This window comes from Gardnerella sp. KA00288 (genome assembly GCF_049244085.1).
Classification (GTDB): Bacteria; Actinomycetota; Actinomycetes; order Actinomycetales; family Bifidobacteriaceae; genus Bifidobacterium; species Bifidobacterium greenwoodii.
On the sequence record NZ_CP058373.1, the window covers coordinates 488,409 to 512,180 of the forward strand.

Consider the following 23,772-nt stretch of genomic DNA (forward strand, 5'->3'; position numbering starts at 1 on the left):
TTATGCAAAACTTAACAAATTATTTGTTAAGTTCACTTGTTTTTGGCCGTAATGATTTAGCCATTTCCAAGATTTGTTTTGCACTAGCTTCAGGTAAGTAAGCGTGTGTTACAGCCAAAGATATTTGTGCAAGTTTTGCAGAATCCAAATAGCATACGTAAACTGAGCTAGCTTCCGGCTGGAACTTCTTTTTGAAGAAATAAAGCGATTTGAATCCGTAAGCAGGTTCCAAAATATCGGACATCATTGCCAGAGCATGGTTAATAACATTTGAAGATTGTTGAGAATCTGCTGTTGTTGCGTTTTCAGCGTCGTTGTTTTCGCTTTCTGTGTTTTCGCTTTCTGCATTTTTACTGTCTGTGTTTTTACTGTCTACGTTTTCGCCGATTCCTGCCAAAGGTGCTGCAGATAAGCTCATAAATTCAACAGCAGATTCAGGATTTTCTAATCCCTCATCGCGCAAGCGTTCTGCCATTCTTGCAATCAGCAATTCCATAATTCCGTTTGGACTATCTGTGCGATGCCGCATAAAATCAAGCGTCCATCCAATAATTTTATGATTTCTATAAGTAGGCATCCAGCTTGTTACGCCCAGTACGCGTTCATTTTCGTCGATTGCGTACAGTATTTTTACGCGATCATCTTGAAGCTCATCCAAGCCACCCAAAGTAAATTTCATTTCCGGAAGGGATTTAAGCTCAGCCCACTCTTCCGAAATTTCAACGATCTGCTGCTGAACGTCAAAAGAAGCTTGTTTATATGTTGTTAAAATATCGCTTATTCCATCTCGTTTTGCTTTATTAATAGCGGTACGAATATCTTGCCATTTTTTGCCGCGAGTCTGCCACTTACTTGGGTCTACAAGCATATCTGTTCCAACTTTAATAGACGTAAAACCAAGCTTTTCTAACTCTTGGCGCACATGCTCATGAACTGCGTAAAATGCTGGAGACCACGAGTTTTTTTCGCATAAGTTAATAAATCCACGAAGATCTTGCTTGTATTCTTTAGAATCTCCAAAAGGTCCTGTAAGAGTAAGTGAAATATCGTAGTTTAAGCGGTAGGCTATTGCGGATTTTCCGCTTGGGGAGAACCAATAATGGTTATTTGGCCAAGTTGTCATAAAGCTCATAGTGTTTCCGCCAAGTTCCACAAGTGAGCTTGCTTTTTCTCTATCTTTTTCGTTGGTTGAAATTTTGCTCCTAAACCATGTAAAGCAAACTATAAAAAGAACAGCCCAAAATATTACGCCAACAGATTGCGCTAATGTTGAAGATATCGGTGTTTCCGTGCGAAGCATTGCGTTAGAACGATTTCCAAAGCCCATAGGCATCCATCGTCCAGGTAAATCTCGCAAAAGATGATGAATGTTTGCAATAGGCTTAAAGTTATCTGCTATCATAAGGCCAAAAGTTACGTAGCCTACAGCTGTAATCCACAGCGTTACAATAATTGCGACTAATCCTACGCGAACTTGAAAACGGCTTGTAGTAATCGAAAAATGCTTAAGATTAATAGCAAGAAGAATAGTCATAAGCAGAGGTGGAAGAGCAGTAAGCATAAACGCAACAGCTACTGCATTATGCTGGTGTATTGAAATATGCTGATTTGTTGCAATAAGCGGCAAAATTGTAAAGTACATTCCAGCATAAAGCACAGTAATTGCGTTAATAATAATGGAAGTCCACGCTGCAAGCTTACGCCCGCGTAACATTCCCCACGCAATAATCAGCATAGTTACAATCGGAAGAAGAATACGAATCCACACTCCGCCAATAGCCGCGTGATGCAATCCAGAATGAAGTAAGCAACTATTTGCACTGTAATTACTAATGCAACGAGTAACCCACGGTTTTGAACCCATTTGTGGAGACATAAACAGTCCAAGAGTGGTAAGAATGCCGGCGTGTGAGCGCGAAGATAATGCTAATAATGGTCCGAGAGCAATAATTCCTTGAGCGTATGCAAAAAGCTTTCGAATCTCGTAATCTGTGCCTTTCCACCAGCTTGCGCTATGCTTTATTCCTTTTGGCTTGCACACAATATTGCCAATAATATGGCCTGTAAGAGCAGCAATAATAGTGCAATAGTCTCCAGGATTTCCACTATAAAGCATCATTGCAGAAGTAACAGCGTAGCCGATTACAAGCATTCGCCTATGCCACAAAATCGATTCGTTGGCAGAAGATGCCATAAACGCGCCAATAAACAGCGTAAATGGTGACAATCTTATAGGGATTCTAGTAATCCAATGCATGTTGCTAATAAGTATAGAAAGATTGCCAATAATAGTCAGGCCAACAACTATTCCAATTAGCGTACTAGATACAGCAATAGAAACAATATGAAGTCTGCTTATGCGAGTTTCCGCAACGCCTATGAGAATAATAACGAGGAAACAGTTGACTAAAAGTGAAGGCATGCTGTTTACGAAAACAAGCGAGTGGCAGATTTTTAGCAGCAGCTCAGACATGTTTGCGTGGCCGAAGAGGAAGCTAGATCCTTTTGAGGGATGGTGTCGCATAAAAAGTTGCGCAAGAGTTGCGTTTGTGCCGTAAGTGTATATGTGCATTAATGTTCTTGTAAACCAATGTGCGAAATTTATAACAATAAAAATGCATGTGATTGTAAGAGCAAAAACGCGCTGGCGAAGCCAGGAAATAAAGTCGTACAGAAAAACTCTAATATGGCTAGATGTTTGATTGCTGCTACGGTCTAGGCTTTTTTGTTGACCATCTTCCTGGCTTCTGAGCTTATGCTTATTGAAAAAAGACAGTGCCATATTAGTCTCGATTCACTTTTTTATGAACAAGAATTTTTACATTCGGATACGTATCTAGATTTGGAACAGTTTTTGAAATGCCTGTTTGCTTGCAGAAAAGATCAAGAACTACTTTCAATCCTGCTTTTACTGTATGCCAATCGTGTCCAGAATTTTTAGCGAGCATTGTTAAAACGTTAATACCTGCGCTGTGTGCGCTTAAAGCAATAGTTGCTTGATTTGCTTGAGATTTAGGATCCCAATAGCCGGCAATAGCATAATAGTTTTGTTTTAGCGGAGCGTTTTTTTCGCATTATTTTACTAGGAACGTGACGCTCGTATGCTGAAGTATTTCCGTTAAAGTAGCGTTTAATTGTTTCTTGACGGTTTTGATACGTTGGTTCTAGTTCGCCGCCGGCAGAATACATGCTTCTAAAAATATTCGGATGCGCTGGAACTAATTGAGTAGCGCAAGTTCCGCCTTGAGAAAAGCCTCCCATAAGCCACATGCTTGGGTCTTTGCTTACTGGAAGATTTTTGCGAATCCAGTTAGGCACGTCGCGAATTAAATACGTTTCTGCTTTGCCGTAAACTCCAGTATCTGCACAAAGTGAGTTATGTGTCGCTTCACCGTTTTGATCTGGGGCTACAACAATAGGAGCTAAGCCTTTATGAGATTTTGCGTAATCGTCTAAAGTTTCAGCAATGTCGCTGGCTGCAAAGAAGTGATTTGGGCTACCGGGCTGTCCTGCTAGCATAACCATAACTGGAAGCTTTGGTGGATGCTTTACAAGCGCTGCAGGAGGCAAATAAACGTTTGCTGTGCGAGCTTTGAACTTTGAGTATGTGTTAGGAATGTGTGCTGAGCGAAGAATACCTTTTTTAGGCATTTTTGGAAGCTTATTTTGTTTTGCTAAACTGTACCATTCTTCAATGCTTGCAGTAGCAGATTTTTCCTTATTAACCTCAAGCTTTGGGAAATTACCCATTCCAAAAATTGATCCAAGTGTTGTGTATTCACCGTAAACCATATCAACTCTTAAAGCTGTGCTAATAAGAGTTAAAACAATAGCAATAACAGCAACTAGTCGTTTCCAACCTTTAGTGAACACGAATGCTGTGCCGGCAAAGCCAACAAGAGCAAATCCTATTGCAACGCAAATAATAACAAGCCAACCAAGGCTTACTCCAAACACAAGGAATACGTCTGAAATTAGCCAAGCAATTAATCCGCCAACTATGAAAAATATGCTTGCAACACCTAGCTGTATAAGCAGGTTTATTATGCTAAATAAGTGTTTTGAACGTTTTGATTTAGTGAAAATCAGCACGAATAAAGTTAAGCCGGTTAAACTAAATAAGCTTGTTGGTAACCAGCCTTGCAAAAGACTTATTTTTGCCAATTGCAGCATGCTTGAATCCTACACTTTCTTGCTTAACTACGTGCAAACAACTTTTAAAGTGAACGATACTCGCAATATTTCACCCAACTGAAATATAGTTTATGTATCTTAATTTTTTCTTAATATTTGCTTTAGTTTTTATAGTTTTTGCTGTTCTATTTTTATAGTTTTTACTGTTCTAATCGTAGTTGCCGAAACATATATTGTAATCCACCGGAAGTATGAAAAATATCAGCATGTCGAGCTACTTGTACTAATAAATATGCAAGTATGACGATAGCAATAACTACAATAATCAATTATTGTGCATGTATAAGGATTCGTTTAGCTAGCAACGATTGGAATTATTATGGATGAAATTGCGCTGGAGTCTTCAAAAAGCGAGAAGGAAGAGGGTGACTATAAGGGGGAAGGCCCTAAAGAGCAGAGTAATTCCAAACATTTCTTTTCATCTTTGCTAAAGACATTAAATAAGCATCAAATATCTATTCCGCGCTGGCTTTATATAGTATTTTTTGTTCTAAATAGCGTTGGAATGATGGTTATTTTTCAGATGGGCGTGCAAACAGGCTCTCGCAGTCAGGTTTTGAATGGTCTGATTGAAAATATTACGCGAATGTTCAGCAACATTTGGGAAAATTTAAACTTCATATTTGTGCTTAATTTGCTTATTTTTGCGGTTATTTATGGATTAATTATTATTCTTACTAACCGTTTTTGGCTTACTTCAATGGTTTTGCTGTCTCTTTGCATAATTATTTCGATTATTGAGTACATGAAGATTTTTGTGCGAAATGAGGCAATTCTTCCTGCTGACCTGAATTTTTTGCAAAGCGATACTGGTAATATTTCAACATTTTTGCCGCCTAATGCTGGTCGCGTTACTTTATACGCAATAATTTGCGTGATTATTTTCGTTGTAGTTTTTATGACGATTCATTTATTAGATAAGAATCGTGGAAAAGTAGTTTGGTTTGAAGACAAGCGTTTGCGCTACGGCTTTAGAGCTGGAATTTTTGTGCTGATTTTCGCATCTTTCTCCTGGTATGTTGCTTCTGTTGGCACTGTTGGTTCTGTTGCTAATTCTTTTAACCAATTTATGGGCGACCATCCTGCAATGTGGGATTCTGCTTACGATGCGCAACTTAACGGACCAATAGTTGCTTTTACTAGGCAGGTTAATCCAAAAATTATGTCGAAGCCTGCAAACTATAGCGAAGAAACCATGAAACAAGTGGTAGCTCGCTACGAGAAAGTAGCTAAAAAACTTAACGCTTCTCGTAAGAATAAAATAAATAACAGTACTCTTATTGTTGTTCTTTCTGAATCTTTTGCAGATCCTTCACGCGTTCCTGGAATTTCTTTTAATAAGGCGATTATTCCTTTTATTGACAGTGTGAAAAAGAATACGGATAGCGGTCTTATGCTTTCTTCCGGCTACGGTGGAGGAACGGCAAATCTTGAATACATGACTATGACCGGTTTAAGCATGGTTAATTTTGATCCTTCGCTTACAAGTCCGTATCAGCAGCTAGTTCCTAAAAAGTCGTGGACGCCAACAATAAACCGTTATTGGAACGATGGTAAAAGCTCTTTGGCTTTCCACCCGTTTGAGCCTTCCATGTATTTGCGCGCTAAGAATTATAAGAAGTTCGGTTTTACTAAGTTCTATTCTTTGCGCAAGCCGGATGTTATTAAGTATCAGAAGCGTATTGATTTAGCGCCGTACGTGTCGGATGATTCCGCATATTCCAGCGTTTTAGAATCTATTTCGCGCAAGTCTTCTCCTGATTTTATTCAGCTTGTTACAATGCAGAATCATATGCCTTATAACGATTGGTATAAGAATAATGATTTTAAGGTGTCTTCTACTGATTCAAGCAAGCCTTTGGGTGAGGAAGAGGCTTCTATTATTCAAACATACGCTAAAGGCGCAAATTATACGGATAAAGCAACTTCTAAGTTCCTTAATAATCTGAACAAACTCAATAAGCCTGTAACCGTGTTGTTCTATGGTGATCATCTTCCTGGAGCATACTCTACAGCTAGTGCGGATAAGAATAATTCTCTTATTTTGCATTTAACAGATTACTTTATTTGGTCAAATAAGGCTGCTAAAGAAAATCTTAAATCTTCTAAGAAGATTCACGCAAAAACAGAATCTTATTCTTCTCCAAACTTCTTTATTTCCCAGGTTGCGCGTCATATGGACGCCAAGGTTTCGCCGTATGTTGCTTTCCTAACAAAGCTTCATAAGCATATTAGTGCAATGGAGCCGCCTGTTGTTAATACAATTCAAGGTTGGGATAGAATCCCTGAGGGTCAACCAATTTACCTTGATCACGACGGTAGGCCAATGGTTTACTCAGCAATGGATGAGCAAACTAAGCAGCTTTTGGACGACTATAAGCTTATACAGTACGATGTTACAGCCGGAAAGAACTACACTCGCAACACTAACTTCTTTAAGATGCCTTAAATAAGCGCTTTTGAAGCTATGTCATGCCTAAAGAACATGTGTGGAAGATTAAGCTTATCTAGTATGCTGTAGACGTTCTTTTGCGCATCTTCTACGTCTTCTCCGTGCACTTGTACAAGAGCAACTCTACCGGAAGAGGTTACAAGATTTCCGGTTTCTTCCTGGCTTTTTACTCCTGCATAATACACGTGTTGACCTTGATTTTCGTCAACAGGAATTTGGGGAAGTGGAGTTCCAGTAACTAAAGTTCCAGGGTAGCCTTCGCTTGCAATTATTACGCCGAGCGTAACACCGTTATTTTGCCACGTAAAAGTTGGTGTTTTATGCTGCAAAATATTCCATATTGCATCCCCAAAATCTGAAGTAAGGCGAGGAAGCACAACCTCAGTTTCTGGGTCTCCAAAGCGAGCGTTAAACTCAATAACTTTAGGACCTGTTGCTGTATCAATCAAACCTGCATAAAGTATGCCTGTAAAAGGCGTTCCTTCTTTAGCTAAGCCTTCAACAGTCGGGCGCACAATCTCGTTAATAGCGCGCTCAACTGTTTCGTTACTGATTTGCGGAACTGGGCTGTATGCTCCCATTCCGCCTGTGTTTGGTCCTTTATCTCCGTCGTAAGCGCGCTTATGATCTTGTGAAATTGGCATAACCCAAAAATCAGTGCCGCTTACGAAACTCATAAGCGAAAACTCTTGACCTTGCAAAAATTCTTCAATAACAACTTTTGCTCCGGCAGATCCAAAACGATGATCAACAAAAATATCTTCCAAAGCATCAACTGCTGTTTGCTCATCCATAGCAACAGTTACGCCTTTTCCTGCGGCTAAACCGTCTGCTTTAATAACAATTGGAGCACCATGCTCAAGCACGTATGCGCGTGCTGGTTCTAAAGCGTCAAAAGTTTGGTAGGCTGCTGTTGGAACGTTGTGGCGATGCATAAGCTTTTTTGCAAAGTCCTTAGAGCCTTCAATTTGAGCCGCAGCCTTGTTTGGCCCAAAAGCTGGAATGTTATTGGCTTCAAAATCGTCCACGATTCCGTTCATAAGCGGCACTTCTGGGCCAATAAACGCAAAGTCGTAGTTGTGCTCTTTAACGAAGTTAATAAGAGCTTCGTGATCTGATTGGCTTATGTTTACGGTTTTAATTCCATCGGCTGCAATACCCGGGTTTCCTGGCGCAACCGTTACTTCTTCAACGCTTTCGCCTTTAAGAAGCGCGTGTGCAATAGCGTGTTCTCTAGCGCCGGAACCAACAACTAAAACTTTCATTTTTTGTCCTTTATAGTTTTATTGCAACTCAACTGCAGCGTTTTCGCGCTCAATCATTTTGCCAATAACATAAGCTGCTTCATTATTTTCGCTTAGTGTGCTCAGTGCTTCTTCGGCCTTGCTTTCATCAACTGCCAAAACCATGCCGATTCCCATGTTAAAAACGTTGAACATTTCTGCATGATTAACGTTTCCGGCTTTTTCAATAACGTCAAAAATAGGTGGAACATTCCAGCTTGACGTATCGATTTTTGCAGCCAAACCGTCAGTGTACATGCGTGGAATATTCTCAATAAATCCGCCGCCTGTAATATGAGCTACTCCCTTAATAAGATGCTTCGCAAAAAGCGGTTTCAAAGCTTTTACATAAATTCGCGTAGGTTCGAGCAGAACTTCGCCAAGCGTTTTTCCGTCAAGCTCTTCAAGTTTGGTGTTTACGTCGTATCCTGCTTCTTCAAACAAAGCTTTACGCACAAGCGAGAATCCGTTCGAGTGAACTCCAGAAGAAGGCAAGCCTATGAGAACGTCGCCAGTGGTAATTGCCGATCCGTCAACAATATTTGAGCGTTCTGCAACACCAACTGCAAAACCTGCAAGATCGTACTCGTCTTCTGCGTACATTCCAGGCATTTCAGCAGTTTCTCCGCCAATTAAGCCTGCTTCTGATTGAACGCAACCGTCTGCAACTCCTGCAACAACCTGCTCAAGTAGTGCAGGATTATTTTTTCCGCAAGCAATGTAGTCAAGGAAGAACAGAGGTTCTGCGCCTTGCGCTGCAATATCGTTTACGCACATAGCAACGCAATCAATGCCGATTGTATCGTGCTTATTCATCATTTTGGCAACCATAAGCTTGGTTCCAACACCATCCGTTCCAGAAATAAGCACTGGCTCTTTGTAGCCAAGGGACGCCAAGTCGAATAATCCACCGAATCCGCCGATGCCACCTACAACGCCTGGACGCTTCGTGCGATTTACATGCGATTTAATACGACGTACTACTTCGTATCCTGCTTCTACGCTTACGCCAGCTTCATCATATGCGTGTGGCATGTTGATTCCTTTCCTAAGTTGTTATAAGTATTTTCTTAAATTTTGTTAATCAATTGCCGTAAATCAGTAAAATATTAAGTTATATAAGGTTTTCGTGTGAATATTTACTGTGCTTCCTTACTTCCTGCAAATGCTCGCGTTCTTCAGGAGTAAGTGAAGCCAAGAATTCTTCGCCGTAATCATCCAGTGCAGTAGGGTAGTCGCCATTAAAGTATGCAACGCACAATCCGCCATAAGGAGCAGGCTTATTTAACCCAATTGAGTCAACTAAACCGTCCAAAGACAGGAACGCAAGAGAATCAGCATCAATATACTCGCGAATTTCTTCAACTGAATGTTTTGCTGCAATAAGTTCTTTAGTTGTTTGAATATCAATACCGTAGAAGCAAGGATATTTAAGAGGTGGGGAAGAAATACGCATATGCACTTCTTTAGCGCCAGCTTCTCGAAGCAATTGCACAATGCGCTTAGAAGTTGTGCCGCGCACGATTGAATCGTCAATAACAATAACGCGTTTTCCTTCAACAACACTGCGCACAGCAGAAAGTTTCATGCGCACACCCTGCTCACGCAATTCTTGAGTTGGCTGAATAAAAGTGCGAGCTACATACTGGTTTTTTATTAATCCCATTTCGTTAGGAAGGCCACTTTCTTCAGCGTAACCTGCGGCTGCAGAAAGAGAAGAGTTAGGAACTCCAATAACCATGTCTGCTTCAACAGGGGATTCTTGAGCTAAACGAGATCCCATGCGCTTTCTTGCAGCATGCACGTTAATTCCGTAAATATTAGAATCTGGGCGAGCAAAGTAAATAAACTCCATTGAGCACACTGCTTGTTGCACATGATCCGTGTAGCGCTCAATCGTGTAGCCTTCGTCGTTAATAACGATTATTTCTCCAGGCTCAATATCTCGAATAAATTCTGCGCGAACAATATCAAAAGCGCAAGTTTCAGAAGAAAGAACGTAGGCGCCGTTTTGCATGCGACCAAGAGCAAGCGGGCGGAATCCGTTTGGATCCGTAGCGCCAATTAAAGAATCTTCTGTAAGAAGCAGGTAAGCAAATCCGCCGTGAACAGTTAGTAACGCTTCTTTAAGACGTTCCATAAAAGTTGGTTTATTAGAGCGTCTAATTAAGTGCATTAGTATTTCAGTGTCGGAATTTGAGTGGATAATAGCGCCATTGTCTTCTAAAGAATTGCGTAAGCTTGTGCAATTCGTCAAATTTCCGTTATGAGCTAAAGCTGCATCTCCATCGTGGAAGCGGAATAAGAAAGGTTGAATGTTATCAACACTTCCAGATCCTGCAGTAGCGTAACGCACATGGCCAATAGCACGATTTCCTGTTAAACGTTCCATAACCTGCTCGTTGCTAAAAACTTGCGTAAGTAGGCCTAGTCCGCGATGTCCGTGAAGAGTGCCGTTATCGTTAGATACTATTCCAGCTCCCTCTTGGCCGCGATGCTGAAGCGCATGCAAGCCAAAATAAGTGAGCCTGGAAGCATCTTTGTGACCCCAAACACCAAACACTCCGCACTCTTCGTGAATGTCCTCAAGCTCTGCAGACATCTTTAACCCCCTTGTAATCGCTTACTTTAATTCGCGAAACTATACTCATTGTTGCACATGCTTCTAATAAGCTAATGTTACGTTTAATGCTGCTCATACTCACGCCGTGAAGTACTGAACTCCAGCATCAAACAGTGGCTGTTCGTGGAAATCAGGAATGTTCACGTACAAGCCTTCGCCTGCTCGTTCGCAATGACCCATCTTTCCAAAAACTCGACCATCTGGGCTGGTAATTCCTTCAACGGACATAATTGATCCGTTTGGATTCACATTCAAACTCATGCTTGGAACGCCATTGCTATCAACGTATTGCGTAGCTACTTGGCCGTTGTTAATAAGCTTTTCCATAACTTCTGGCGTTGCAATAAAACGACCTTCGCCATGAGAAATAGCAACAGTGTGAATATCGCCAACTTCAGTATTTTTAAGCCATGGAGACATGTTTGAAGCGACGCGCGTACGCACAATTCTGCTTTGATGCCTGCCAATCGTGTTATAAGTAAGCGTTGGGCAGTTAGAATCAATAGGAACAATATCGCCAAAAGGCACTAAACCAAGCTTAATAAGTGCTTGGAAACCGTTGCAAATGCCCAGCATAAGTCCGTCTCGATTCTTAAGCAGATCGCGCACAGCGTCAGTCACTTCCGGATTTCTAAAGAAGGATGCAATAAACTTTGCTGAACCGTCCGGCTCGTCGCCGCCGGAGAAGCCGCCAGGAATCATAACAATCTGGCTCTTATTAATCTCCTCAACAAGTTTCTTTGCAGACTCGGCAATATCTTTAGCACTCAAGTTGTTAATAATAAGCGTATGAGCGTCGGCACCTGCACGCTCGAAAGCAGCTTGAGTATCGTACTCGCAATTATTTCCAGGGAAGACTGGAATAATAACGCGCGGGTGAGAAAGCGGCTTTAGCTTTCCTGTGTGCGCGTGGTTTGTTGTAGAAGCATTATTTTCGTTACTAATAGTTTCTACAATCTCACCAGGCTTTTTATATGGGAAGATTGAGGAAAGTTCGCTTTCCCAAATCTTTTGCAAATCGCTTAAATCAACTTCTTCGCCATTTGCGGAAATAATTGCGTAATTCTCAGTCGTTTCGCCAATAATCTCAACGTCAACCAAGTTTGTGTTATCTGAAGATGGAACCTCAGTGTTTTCTTTAAGCTCAACGTAGAAGCTTCCGTATGCTGGCTTAAATAAATCATCGTTGCTTAAATTGTTGAATAATTTAAGACCAATATGATTTCCAAGCGTCATCTTGAATAAGATTTCCGCGCTCGCACCGTAGCCAGGAGTTGCAACAGCAAGAGCTTGCTTGTTCTTCGTAATATTTTCGATTAATTCAAGAGTTTTAAGGAAACTTTCCTTTTCTGGAGTAATTCCGTCGGATTTATATTGTGGAGCAATTCGCAAAACCTTATGATTTACGCCCTTAAATTCTGGCGAAACAGTTAAACGCGCGTCTCCAGTAGAAACAGCAAAGGAAATTAAAGTTGGTGGAACATCCAAATTCTCAAAACTGCCGCTCATAGAATCCTTGCCGCCAATAGCGCCAACACCAAAATCAAGCTGAGCGCTTAAAGCGCCAAGAACTGCTGCAGTTGGCTTTCCCCAACGTTCTGGAACATCGTGAGGCTTGCCAAAATACTCTTGCAAACTCAAGTAAGCACGTTCGCGCGTGAAACCGCTTGCTGCTAGCTTTGCCAATGATTCAACAACAGCAACATAAGCTCCAGTAAACTGATTATTTTCCATCAAATACGGATTAAAGCCCCAAGCCATTGCGGAAGCAGTGTTTGTTTCGCCAAATACTGGGAACTTAGCAACCATAGCTTGAGCTGGAGTAAGCTGACGACGACCGCCAAAAGGCATAAGCACAGTTGCTGCACCAATTGTAGAATCGAAGCGTTCTGCCAAACCCTTGTTTGAAGCAATATTAATGTTTGAAACAAGTAAGCGCATACGCTCAGTGAGAGTCAAATTAGACTGATCCTGCCATGGGTTCGTATAAGATTTTCCACTTTCAATATGAAGAACCTGCTGTTTTGGAGCGCCGTTAGAAGCCAAGAATGCGCGGCTTAAGTCCACAATGGTTTTTCCACGCCAAGTCATGCGCATACGGGCTTCTTTGGTAACAGTCGCAATTATTTCTGCTTCCAAATTTTCTTCACGAGCATACTTCAAAAATGCTTCAGCATCATTGGCAGCAACATCAACAGCCATGCGCTCCTGGGATTCAGAAATAGCAAGCTCAGTGCCGTCAAGACCTTCATACTTTTTAGAAACCTTGTCGAGATTAATAGTTAAACCGTCCGCAATTTCGCCGGTAGCAACAGAAACGCCGCCCGCACCAAAATCGTTACAACGCTTAATAAGCTGGCAAGCATCCTTGCGGCGGAAAAGTCGCTGCAATTTGCGTTCAATAGGAGCGTTACCTTTTTGAACTTCTGCTCCACATTCTTCAATACTTTCAACATCCTGCGCTTTAGAAGCGCCGGTAGCTCCGCCAATTCCGTCGCGTCCAGTTCGTCCGCCAAGAAGAATAATCACGTCTCCTGGAGCAGGAGTTTCCCTGCGCACATGGTCGGCTGGGGTAGCGGCAACAACCGCACCAACTTCCATACGCTTAGCAACATAGCCCGGGTGGTATAACTCGTGCACTTCGCCAGTAGCTAAACCAATTTGATTTCCATAAGAAGAGTAGCCTGCTGCAGCAGAAGTTACAATCTTTCGCTGTGGAAGTTTGCCATTTAAGGTTTCGCTAATAGGAGTACGCGGATCTGCAGCGCCGGTTACGCGCATAGCTTGGTAAACGTAGGAACGTCCAGAAAGAGGGTCTCGAATGCAGCCACCAATGCAAGTTGCAGCGCCACCAAAAGGCTCAATTTCAGTAGGATGATTATGCGTTTCGTTCTTAAACAGGAACAGCCAATCCTCATCGTGGCCGTTTACATCAACCTTAACTTTTACCGTGCAAGCGTTAATTTCTTCCGACTCATCCAAATTTTTAAGCTCGCCAGTATGCTTCAAATATTTAGCGCCAATAGTTGCCATATCCATTAAGCAAACAGGCTTATTTTCGCGATTTAACTCTTTTCGCAAATCAAGATAACGATTAAACGCTTCTTGAACTGTGCTATCGTCAATCGTAATATTTGTAAGCTCAGTGCCAAAAGTAGTATGACGGCAGTGGTCGGACCAGTACGTATCAATAACGCGAATCTCGGTAATAGTAGGATTGCGATTTTCTTCCCTAAAGTATTGCTGGCAGAACTTTGCGTCAGCCAAATCCATAGCCAAACCGCGATCGTCAATAAACTTCTGCAATCCAGCTTCATCTAAACTGTTAAAAGTATCAATTACTTCAACGTCTGCAGGAACTACTGTTTCTCGCTGCAAACTCTTTACTTCGTCAAGTGATGCTTCACGCGCCTCAACAGGGTTAATAACGTAATGCTTAATAGCATCCATGGCTTCTTCGTCAAGATTGCCTTTTAACGCAATTACTTTAGCAGTGCGCACAATTGGGCGCTCACCTTGACTAATAAGCTGAATGCACTCGCTTGCGGATTGTGCGCGCTGGTCGAACTGACCAGGCAAAAATTCAACAGCAAACACGTGCTCGCTTGTTTCAATAGGCAAATAGTCGTAGGTTTTATCAACCGGCGGCTCGCTTAATACGGTTCGAACAGCAGTATTGAACAAATCTTCGTCAATACCTTCTAAATCGTATCTGTTGATAATTCGTGCGGAAGTAATCGCGCTTATGCCAAGAATTTCCTTAAGCTCATGTAAAAGTTGTTGAGCTTGAACGTCAAAACCATTGCGTTTTTCCACATATACGCGAAATACCACGAGAAACCTACCTTGTTGAAAGTGCGGTATGAGCAGTGTTTGTTATGGGCTTTTAAGTTATAAATTGTGGGTTAAGTTATGTGTTAAGTTGTGGCTTAAATTATTGGTTAAATTATTGGTTAAATTATGCAAGAATGTGTGTGGCCCGCACCCCTAAAGGCACGAGCCACAACAAAATCTTATCGGTTCACACAATCATCTGGTTTGCGCACGCAAAAGTCTAAACCTTCGCTTTTTGCTAAGTTTTCCAGCCTGCTGTGAATCTCTTCATAAGCTGGGATTATGTCTCCCAAATCGCGTCGGAATAAGTCTTTATCCAAATGATTTACTCCATCCGTACCAGCATTGCGCTTATCCCAAAGTCTGCAAGTATCAGGCGTAATTTCGTCCGCAAGAAGAATATTACCTTGCGCGTCCACACCCTCTTCAATCTTGAAGTCAACAAGCTGAACATCAATCTTGGAGAAAATATCAAGCAAAGCATTGTTTACAGCGTGAGCTTGGCGAGTAATTTCCGCCATCTCTTCGTCTGTGGCTAAACCTAAAGCCACAACACCTTCGGGGTTAATAAATGGATCGCCAAGTTCGTCGGACTTTACGCAGAACTCCAACAATGGCTTCTTTAATGGGGTTCCTTCTTTAACGTTGTAACGTTTTGCGAAAGAACCAGCAGCAGTATTGCGCATAATAATTTCCAGAGGGAACATGCGCATACGCTTTACGAGTTGTTCAGTATCGGAAATACGTCCGAGGAAGTGGCTTTTTACGCCGCGCGCCTCAAGTAAATGGAATAGTAAAGAAGTAATCCGGTTGTTTAAACTGCCTTTACCGGCGATCTGAGCTTTCTTCAGACCGTTACCAGCGGTTGCCTGGTTCATATATTCAACCCAGAGCACATTGGTGTCATCGGTAGCGTACAGTTTTTTGGCTTTGCCTTCATACAACTTGTTAAGTTTTTCCATGATATGCCCTCTCTTACGTGCATTCATAGTTGTAGGCGCAAACCAACAGTATTTGTAGGTTTACCTGACCTTGGCCAGCACGATTAGCGTAACAATTGTTACCTACAAAATTTCCGGCAAATATTGCTAAAGTGCAATATAAATTATTGTTTAATACCTTTATTTTCAAAGTATCTCAGCATTTGAACTATCCGTATGCAATGCTCTTATAATGCGTGTCGCATTTTTTCTTGCTTCCTCTTGGCTGGATCCTGTAGCAAGAGCTACGGCCATACGTCTGTGGCCGTGAACTGCAGGCTTAGCAAAAATACGCAAGCCGCTTCTATAATTTTCGTCCGATTGTAGAGCTTTGGAAATATTAGTAAATCCAACTTCTCCTTCGCCCTCAACAACAATCGCATGACTTGCTGCAACCTCGTTATCTTTTAACGAAACAGAAGTGTAGTTTGCTGTAACAGGCACGCCTAAAATAGCGAGCACATGAAGCGCAAACTCGCTGTAATGCTGCGAAATCATAGTTACCATGCCAGTATCGTGTGGACGAGGTGAAAGCTCATTAAATAACAGTGAGCCATCTTTTAATACAAATAACTCGACTCCATAAACGCCCCAACCGGTTTCGTTAGAATCGTGAGCAATATTTGTTAAACCTTCTACGGCGCGCTTTGCTATATTTTTCGCATTATTTCGTATGTTTTCCGGAATATTCGCAGGCTGCCAAGATTCTCTATAATCGCCATCTTGCTGACGCTGAGCAATTGGTTCGCAAGTAGTAATTCCTGCGCAAGAGCTTATTGTAAGAACTGTAAGCTCGTAGTCAAGCGGAGCTAAAGCCTCAACAATAACGCGAGAACACTCGTTTTCGTGGCCGGCTGCCGCACGTCTTCCATGCTGAGCCTCGTCCCACGCAGCTTTAAGCGCTTCCGGGCTTTTAACTATAGACTGGCCGTGCCCGGAAGAACTCATAACAGGCTTAACAACGCAAGGGTAGCCAACGATTTTTGCGCCGTCGTCTAATTCCTCGTACGATGACGCAAAACGGTATGGGGTGGTAGGCAGGCCTAAATCTTCGTGCGCAATTTTGCGCAAGCGCTCGCGATCCATTGCAATTGCTGCAATATCTGCACTAGGAACAACCTGGATTTTATTATTCGCTGCATTCTTTAAAACTTTAGTTGCGATTGCTTCAACTTCCGGAATAATAATGTCAGGTTTTACATTTGAAATAAGTTCTTGCAATTCTTGCGGATTTGACATATCTAGAACTCTGTATTCGTGAGCTATTTGCATAGCAGGAGCGTTCTTATAACTGTCTGCCGCGCAAACGCGCACGCCTAATCGCATAAGCTCAATCGCAATTTCCTTGCCAAGTTCGCCTGAACCTAGAAGAAGTGCTGTCAGATTGCTACTGTTTTCAGTTACGCCAAATATGCGCTGATTTTGCTCAGAAAAACTCATACGTCTATTGTTGCATTTGCTATTGTCGAATAATTTATGTTGTTACTACGACGCGCCGAAGTGTGTTGCTCTGGCGGAAATCTAGAAAATCGTGTATAGTATTCCTCTGTTGTGTGATTCGATTCGTTTATTCGTTTATTCGTTTCACGCGCATGGTGGCTATAGCTCAGTCGGTAGAGCATCTGATTGTGGTTCAGAAGGTCGCGCGTTCAAGCCGCGTTAGCCACCCCACTTAAACGGCTGGTATGTACCTGCCGTTTTTTGTTTTATACACGCTTTTTGCCTATAACCACGATTACCCCCAAACACTGTTAAAAACTCAGTCAACGAACTGAGAAAATAACGGTAATTGGCGAAACACCGTTACTAACTCAGTCATCCGACTGAGAAAATAACGGTAATCGCCTAAACACTGTTACTTTCTCAGTTAACGAACTGAGAAAGTAACATTCATATGTTACTGGTGCAGTACGTAGACTGCGTTAGCAACGAATAAGTGGGGTGAGCGGCAACAGCTTCATTTCAATAACCTCAGCCTATGGAGTAAACTGGTATGGTTACACATATATGTTGTTGTTGATGACGACTTTCGTACTAATAGCACATGGTGCAGAAGGAGTATTGTATGGCTGGTAAGGCAGCGCCTAAGGAACCATGGTGGCAGACAATGCTTCTGTTTGTGCCAAGACTTTTAGGCAAAGCAGTTCGCTCACTTTTTGGGGTAGGTGAATACGATGAAGCTTACCGCAGAGACGGCTTATGCTTTGTTATGCTAATTCTTGCCGTACTATTCTGCGCTTCTGAATGGTTTCATGTAAGTGGTTTTATTGGCGTTGGCTTGCATATTTTAGCTTCGGGTGCTCTTGGTGTTATGAGCGTCGTGCTACCTGTGTGGCTAAGTATTATTGCTTTTCGCTTAATGCGAAATAGTGGAGCAAAATCCGGGAATCATCGAGTTGTTTTTGGTTTTATTATTCTTCTGTGCTCAATATGCTCTATTCTCGATATTTCGCTTGCGTCTAAAAGTCACGCGTTTGATTTTGAATCAGTTAGAAAAGCGGGTGGATTGCTAGGTTTTGCTTTAGGTTCTCCACTGTCTTGGGGTTTTTCTCGCGTATTTGCTCTCATAATTTTCGTAATCATCTCTATTTTTGCAGTTTTAATGATTGCTCGTCTTCATGTAAGTGATATTGCAAACTGTGTTGCGTCAATCTTCTCAAAGAAAAACAAGAAAAACGCGCAGGATGAGGATTCTTTAGACGAGTCAGACGAATCAGACGAATCAGACGATGCGAATGAATCAATTAAATCAGGTAAAACTAAGGATTCGTATGAAGATGAGCCTTTGGAATTTGCCGAAGGTGTGCCAACGCACGACGGAAAATCTTCTAAAAAAGAAAGCGCTAATTTAGGCGCAGCTTACTTGCTGAAATTGTGGAAATCGCTATTTAATCGCAAAAATAAAGAAAAAGACAATACTTTGCTCGACGAATATGCTGGAGATGACGCATTTTCACATGCTGCAGCCGTTAATGCAGAAACAAGTGAAAATCTTGAGCGTGTTAAACCTCAACGCGTTAGAACAGTAAGCAATGTTGAAGGCTACAGTGAGAATTATATTCCTGTAAATACTAAAGATTCTTCGCAATCAAATAATGATGAATCAAGCAATAATCCTAGAAGTGCTTCTTCTTCTCCAATACTAACTTCTGCAGAAACCTTGCCTAAAGCTCCTATGAGCGGTTCTGTTGATTCTGCTAAAGATCCATGGTCTAGTATTCCGGCGGAGCAAATGGATCAATATAGAAAAGATCAAGAAAATGAAGATAATTTAGCTGACGAAAGCGCTAAAAATAATCTAAACTCTTCGGAAGATTCTGCTTTGCAACCGTACATGCTTCCTGATTTGAACATTCTTGCTCATGGAAAACCTCATGCTGCTAGAACTCAAGCAAACGATAACGTTATTCGTGCGCTAACTTCCACTTTTGAACAGTTTGACGTCGATGCTCGAGTAATCGGTTTTCTTAGAGGCCCATCTGTTACGCAGTACGAGGTTGAGCTTGGACCTGGTGTTAAGGTTGAAAAAGTTACGAATTTGCAAAAAAATATTGCATACGCTGTAGCTAGTACGGATGTGCGTATTTTGTCTCCAATTCCAGGAAAATCTGCTATTGGTATTGAAATTCCAAACGTAGACCGCGAGATTGTGCATTTGGGAGATGTTCTGCGCTCGCAAAAAGCCATGAATGACCCTAATCCTATGCTTACAGGCGTCGGAAAAGATGTTGAGGGTCATTTCGTAACGGCTGCTCTTGATAAAATGCCGCATTTGCTTGTTGCTGGCGCTACTGGTTCTGGTAAGTCTAGTTTTATTAACTCAATGCTTACTTCGATTATTATGCGTGCAACTCCTGAGCAGGTTCGAATGATTATGGTTGATCCTAAGCGCGTGGAGCTTTCTGCGTACGCTGGTATTCCGCATTTGCTTACGCCGATTATTACGGATCCTAAGAAGGCGGCTCAAGCTCTTGAGTGGGTTGTTAAAGAGATGGATGCTCGCTACGATGATTTGCAATTCTTTGGTTTCCGTCATGTTAAAGATTTCAACAAGGCTGTTCGTGAAGGCAAAGTTCATGCTCCGGCTGGCTCTGAGCGAAAAGTTGCCCCATACCCATATTTGCTTGTGGTTGTGGACGAGATGGCAGATTTGATGATGGTTGCTAAGAACGATGTTGAAAGTTCTATTCAGCGTATTACTCAGCTTGCTCGAGCTGCAGGTGTGCATTTGGTTCTCGCTACTCAGCGTCCGTCTGTTGACGTTGTAACAGGCTTGATTAAGGCAAATATTCCTTCCCGCTTGGCTTTTGCTACTTCATCTGCAACAGATTCCAGAGTTATTCTCGATACTGTTGGTGCAGAAACCTTGATTGGTCAAGGCGACGCTTTGTTCCTTCCTATGGGTGCTGCAAAACCTCAGCGTGTGCAGGGCTCGTGGGTGAGTGAGTCGGAGATTCGTAAAGCTGTGGAATACGTGCGCACTCAGCGTAAGCCAAAGTATCGTGAAGATATTGAGCAAATGGCTCAAAAAGCGGATGCTCAAGCTCAAAGCAAGCTTAAAACTAGCGATATTGGTGACGATATGGACGAGTTGCTTCAGGCTGCTGAGCTTGTTGTTAGCTCGCAGTTCGGCTCTACTTCAATGCTTCAGCGTAAGTTGCGCGTTGGTTTTGCAAAGGCAGGTCGACTTATGGATTTGCTGGAATCTCGCGGCGTTGTTGGACCTTCTGAGGGTTCTAAAGCTCGCGAAGTTTTGGTTCAGCCGGAAGATTTACCAAAAGTTTTGGCATTTATTCGTGGCGAGTCTGACTCGTTGTAAAATAGTGTTATTGTGTTGCACAACTATGTTGGGTGGCGCGCTAGAAGTTTTTAGTTTGCGATAAGATAAAGGTATGCGTATGAAGAAGAATGCTAAGTCTTCGTTTTTTGAAGGCTGGAATTGTGCTCCAAATATCGTAACTTATGTGCGTATTGCGTTGGCAATTGTTTTTATTGTTTTATATTTGCTTGCAGGCGAGTGGGGTCATAACTCCGTACCAATGCGTTGGGCGGCGTTTGCTGTGTTCCTTATTGCGGCGGTTACAGATAAGCTTGATGGTTGGTTAGCTCGTAAATATAATCAAGTTACTAAATTAGGCAAGTTGCTTGATCCAATTGCAGACAAAGTGTTAATTTTGGCAGCTCTTGTGATTGCTTCTATTTTTGAAGAAGTTATTTGGTGGATTACAATCCTGTTCTTAATCCGTGAAATCAGCATAACAATTGTTCGTTTCTGCGTTATTGGCCGAAATGGTAGGGTTATTGCCGCTTCTTCTGCAGGAAAGTACAAGACTTTAACTCAGGTTATTGGTCTTGCAATGATTATTGCTCCTATGGCTGTTATTTTTAATACTCAAGTTACGCCTCCATGGTGGCTTACGCTTTACTATTCTGTAGCTTTTGCTTTGCTCGGTATTTCTTTGGGCTTTGCTTTCTACTCTGCAGTGCTGTACGTGTACAGTGCTTTCTTTGAGAAGGATTCTGTTGATGATTCTCAAGCAGATAAGCAAGTTAATGAAGCTCCATTGCCGCCGTTGCAATGAATAATTCTTCTCCTGTGTCTCTCAAAAACCTAGCTGCGCGCATATTATCTAATAGCGTTCAGCTAGGTTTTCATATTGCTGCTGCTGAATCTTTAACAGGCGGTTTACTTGCAGACGCTTTTGTTTGCGTTCCTGGAGCTTCTCGCGTATTTTGTGGCTCTGCTGTTACTTACGATATTCACGCTAAAGCTAAAATTTTAGGCGTCGACGCTCATCTTTTACAGACCGAAGGTGCGGTTTTTAGGGATGTTGCTATGCAGATGGCAGTGGGGGCGTCTCGCATATACCGTGGTGCTGGTTGGGAGTATGAAGATGATTCTTCGGCAGATTCTAGCTTTCCAATAATTGGTCTTTCAACAACCGGAGTTGCAGGGCCTGGTCCGGACGGAAGTAAACCTGCTGGATTGGTTTATGTTGGCGTTTTGCTTCCTGAATCTTTTAATTTGCGCGATTTGATTTTGCAAAAATCTAGTGAGCTTCTTGACCTGGATTGTGTTAGCAATATGTGGGATTACATTTCTAAAAAAGATGTTGTTCTTGTTTTTGAACTTAATTTAGAAGGTAGTCGTGAGCAAGTGCGTAAAGCTACGGTACATAATTTGCTTAAAATTTTAGATTATTTACTGTCTGTATTCGAGTAATATTTGAACTTTTGGCTGATTTACAAGCAAGACACGCAGTATCGAACAAATGTTCGTATTTGTAGTATACTTGAGATTGTTGAGATGATTGCAGCGCGCTCAAGCGTCATGGTGAATATTTAGCTTTAGCTTTTATCCACATTGCTCAAAAGCGCTTGCAGCAGCATCGCGTGTCGAACTAATGTCGTTCGATACATAACGGCATGCGAAAGGAGTAGCAAACATGGCGCAAACAGCAAAAGGTAAAAGCACTGTTGATCGTCTTATTGATGCAGATAAGGCAGATCCTCGTCGTCAAGCCGCGCTGGAAACTGCATTAGCTAATGTTGAAAGACAATACGGAAAAGGTTCTGCAATGCGCTTGGGCGACAGGCCTATGCAAGATGTAGAAGTGATTCCTACAGGTTCAATCGCTTTGGATACTGCTTTGGGTATTGGTGGTGTTCCTCGTGGACGTATTGTTGAAGTTTACGGTCCAGAATCATCTGGTAAAACAACTCTTGCATTGCATATTGTTGCTAATGCTCAAAAAAACGGTGGAGTAGCAGCGTTTATTGATGCAGAGCACGCTTTGGATCCTGTGTACGCTAGAAAACTCGGTGTAGACACTGATGCACTTATTGTTTCTCAGCCAGACAACGGTGAGCAGGCGTTGGAAATTGCGGATATGCTTATTCGTTCTGGCGCTTTAGATGTGATTGTTGTTGATTCTGTGGCAGCTTTAGTTCCTAAGGCTGAAATTGATGGAGATATGGGAGATAGTCACGTTGGTTTGCAGGCTCGCTTAATGAGCCAGGCTCTTCGTAAAATGACTGGTGCTCTTTCTCAAGCTGGAACTACTGCTATTTTTATTAATCAGCTTCGTGAAAAAATTGGTGTATTCTTCGGCAATCCTGAAACAACTACTGGTGGTAAGGCTTTGAAATTCTACGCGTCTGTGCGTATGGATATTCGTAGAGTTTCCACTATTAAAGAGGGCGAAGAAGCTATTGGTAATCGCACTAAAGTTAAGATTGTTAAAAATAAGATGGCTCCGCCATTTAAAACTGCTGAGTTTGATGTTTTGTACGGTGAAGGTATTTCCACAGAAGGTTCTGTTATTGACATGGGCTTGCAGGCTGATGTTATTAAGAAATCCGGTTCGTGGTTTACTTACGAAGGTGAGCAACTCGGTCAGGGTCGCGAAAACGTTCGTAAATTCCTAAAAGATAATCCAGCTATTACTGAAGAAATTAGCGAAAAGATTAAGGCAGCATTAGGTTTAATGCATCCAGATGATCAATTTGCTGAGGATCCAGAATTGGATCGTGCAGATGAATCTTCTGATGCTAAAAGTTCTACTGCAAAATCTTCAGCAGAAAAGTAATAGAAGATTAGCGTATAAAGCGAATTGATATGGTGATTAGTGTAGCGAGTTTTCTTCGCAATCATCCAGTAACGCTTACTAGAGAAGGTGATGAAAGTAATGACGTAACTCTTAATACTCGTAGGCGCACATCGCGTAAATCATCACGTTTAAGCGCAAAAACTAATACAAACAACATGCCGTATGTAAAAGGCGCTAACAAGTGTGATTTAAACGATAAGAATTTCGCAAGTGACGAGCTTCGCGCGAGTAACAAGACTTGTGAAGGTGATGAAGATGATTGTAGGGAAGCAGCTTTAAGACTTTTAGACTATGCTCCTCGCTCTGTAATAGATATGCGTCAGCGTCTTAAAGAAAAAGGCTACTGTGAAGTTGTTGTTGACTCGGTTATTAACCGTTTAATTGAATTGCATCTTCTTGACGACAATCAATACGCTCAAATGGTAATTCGCTCTTGCGTAGCACGGCTTCTTGGTGCTAGAGCTACACGCATGGAATTGCATCGTAAGAATGTTGATCCTGATGCTATTTCGAAATGCGTGGAGTTAGCTCAAAACTCTGGAGTATTTACTGAAGCAGCTTGGGAGCTTGGCCGAAAAACTGCTCAACGTACGAAAAATCTTGAGCCTTTAGTTAGAAGACGCAGATTTTTTGCAGCTGCTGCTAGAAAAGGGCATGATTTAAACGTTATTAACGAAGTATATGCCGCTTTGTTTATAAGTGATAATGAATAATAAAAGAGGCTGGTTTCTAATAATCCAGCCTCTTTTTATTGTTTTTACTATTTTACTATTTACTGTTTTACTTTTCCTTTACC

Annotated in this window: 13 protein-coding genes, 1 tRNA gene and 1 pseudogene; 7 read left to right on the forward strand and 8 right to left on the reverse strand. The window is 41.9% G+C overall.

Annotated elements, in window-relative coordinates:
* Positions 1-19 precede the first annotated feature (19 nt).
* Both HXT52_RS01810 and HXT52_RS01815 read right to left on the reverse strand, forming a co-directional pair.
* The gene (locus tag HXT52_RS01810) at positions 20-2,782 is read right to left on the reverse strand and encodes a bifunctional lysylphosphatidylglycerol flippase/synthetase MprF (protein WP_421776057.1); all 2,763 of its coding nucleotides are present in this window, start codon (positions 2,780-2,782) and stop codon (positions 20-22) included.
* 1 nt (position 2,783) lies between these two features.
* Positions 2,784-4,173 (reverse strand): annotated as a pseudogene (locus HXT52_RS01815) (alpha/beta hydrolase-fold protein).
* A gap of 340 nt (positions 4,174-4,513) precedes the next feature.
* Between HXT52_RS01815 and HXT52_RS01820 the strand changes: the two are divergent.
* Positions 4,514-6,643, forward strand: a complete 2,130-nt coding sequence (locus HXT52_RS01820) for an LTA synthase family protein (RefSeq protein WP_421776058.1) — start codon at positions 4,514-4,516, stop codon at positions 6,641-6,643.
* Here HXT52_RS01820 and purD read toward each other — a convergent pair.
* The 6 genes from purD to purT form a co-directional block, all read right to left on the reverse strand.
* Positions 6,640-7,911 (reverse strand): phosphoribosylamine--glycine ligase, encoded by a 1,272-nt coding sequence (gene purD / locus HXT52_RS01825; RefSeq protein WP_421776059.1) that lies wholly within the window; start codon positions 7,909-7,911, stop codon positions 6,640-6,642. The genes HXT52_RS01820 and purD overlap by 4 nt on opposite strands.
* A gap of 18 nt (positions 7,912-7,929) precedes the next feature.
* A complete protein-coding gene (gene purM, locus HXT52_RS01830) occupies positions 7,930-8,964 on the reverse strand; it encodes a phosphoribosylformylglycinamidine cyclo-ligase (RefSeq protein WP_421776060.1) in 1,035 nt (344 codons plus the stop codon).
* Positions 8,965-9,043: 79 nt separating this feature from the next.
* Positions 9,044-10,531 carry an amidophosphoribosyltransferase gene (gene purF / locus HXT52_RS01835; RefSeq protein ID WP_421776061.1) on the reverse strand — a complete coding sequence of 496 codons (1,488 nt, stop codon included), beginning with the start codon at positions 10,529-10,531 and terminating at the stop codon, positions 9,044-9,046.
* Between the two features lie 99 nt (positions 10,532-10,630).
* A complete protein-coding gene (locus tag HXT52_RS01840) occupies positions 10,631-14,386 on the reverse strand; it encodes a phosphoribosylformylglycinamidine synthase (RefSeq protein WP_421776062.1) in 3,756 nt (1,251 codons plus the stop codon).
* 179 nt (positions 14,387-14,565) lie between these two features.
* Positions 14,566-15,348, reverse strand: a complete 783-nt coding sequence (purC, locus tag HXT52_RS01845) for a phosphoribosylaminoimidazolesuccinocarboxamide synthase (protein ID WP_375169387.1) — start codon at positions 15,346-15,348, stop codon at positions 14,566-14,568.
* A 165-nt stretch (positions 15,349-15,513) separates the two neighbouring features.
* The gene (gene purT / locus HXT52_RS01850; protein ID WP_421776063.1) at positions 15,514-16,806 is read right to left on the reverse strand and encodes a formate-dependent phosphoribosylglycinamide formyltransferase; all 1,293 of its coding nucleotides are present in this window, start codon (positions 16,804-16,806) and stop codon (positions 15,514-15,516) included.
* A 155-nt stretch (positions 16,807-16,961) separates the two neighbouring features.
* Between purT and HXT52_RS01855 the strand changes: the two genes are divergently transcribed.
* The 6 genes from HXT52_RS01855 to HXT52_RS01880 all read left to right on the forward strand — a co-directional run bounded on the left by HXT52_RS01855 (position 16,962) and on the right by HXT52_RS01880 (position 23,689).
* Positions 16,962-17,037, forward strand: a tRNA-His gene (locus tag HXT52_RS01855).
* A 394-nt stretch (positions 17,038-17,431) separates the two neighbouring features.
* The gene (locus HXT52_RS01860) at positions 17,432-20,185 is read left to right on the forward strand and encodes a DNA translocase FtsK 4TM domain-containing protein (protein WP_421776064.1); all 2,754 of its coding nucleotides are present in this window, start codon (positions 17,432-17,434) and stop codon (positions 20,183-20,185) included.
* Positions 20,186-20,264: 79 nt separating this feature from the next.
* On the forward strand, positions 20,265-20,948 hold the full coding sequence (pgsA, locus tag HXT52_RS01865; protein ID WP_004137507.1) for a CDP-diacylglycerol--glycerol-3-phosphate 3-phosphatidyltransferase: 684 nt from the start codon (positions 20,265-20,267) through the stop codon (positions 20,946-20,948).
* Positions 20,945-21,589 carry a CinA family protein gene (locus HXT52_RS01870; RefSeq protein WP_419388892.1) on the forward strand — a complete coding sequence of 215 codons (645 nt, stop codon included), beginning with the start codon at positions 20,945-20,947 and terminating at the stop codon, positions 21,587-21,589. The genes pgsA and HXT52_RS01870 overlap by 4 nt, the downstream gene beginning before the upstream one ends.
* 223 nt (positions 21,590-21,812) lie before the next feature.
* Complete coding sequence (recA, locus tag HXT52_RS01875) at positions 21,813-22,955, forward strand: recombinase RecA (protein WP_004137504.1); 1,143 nt, start codon at positions 21,813-21,815, stop codon at positions 22,953-22,955.
* 29 nt (positions 22,956-22,984) lie between these two features.
* Positions 22,985-23,689 (forward strand): regulatory protein RecX, encoded by a 705-nt coding sequence (locus HXT52_RS01880; protein WP_421776065.1) that lies wholly within the window; start codon positions 22,985-22,987, stop codon positions 23,687-23,689.
* Positions 23,690-23,772: the final 83 nt, after the last annotated feature.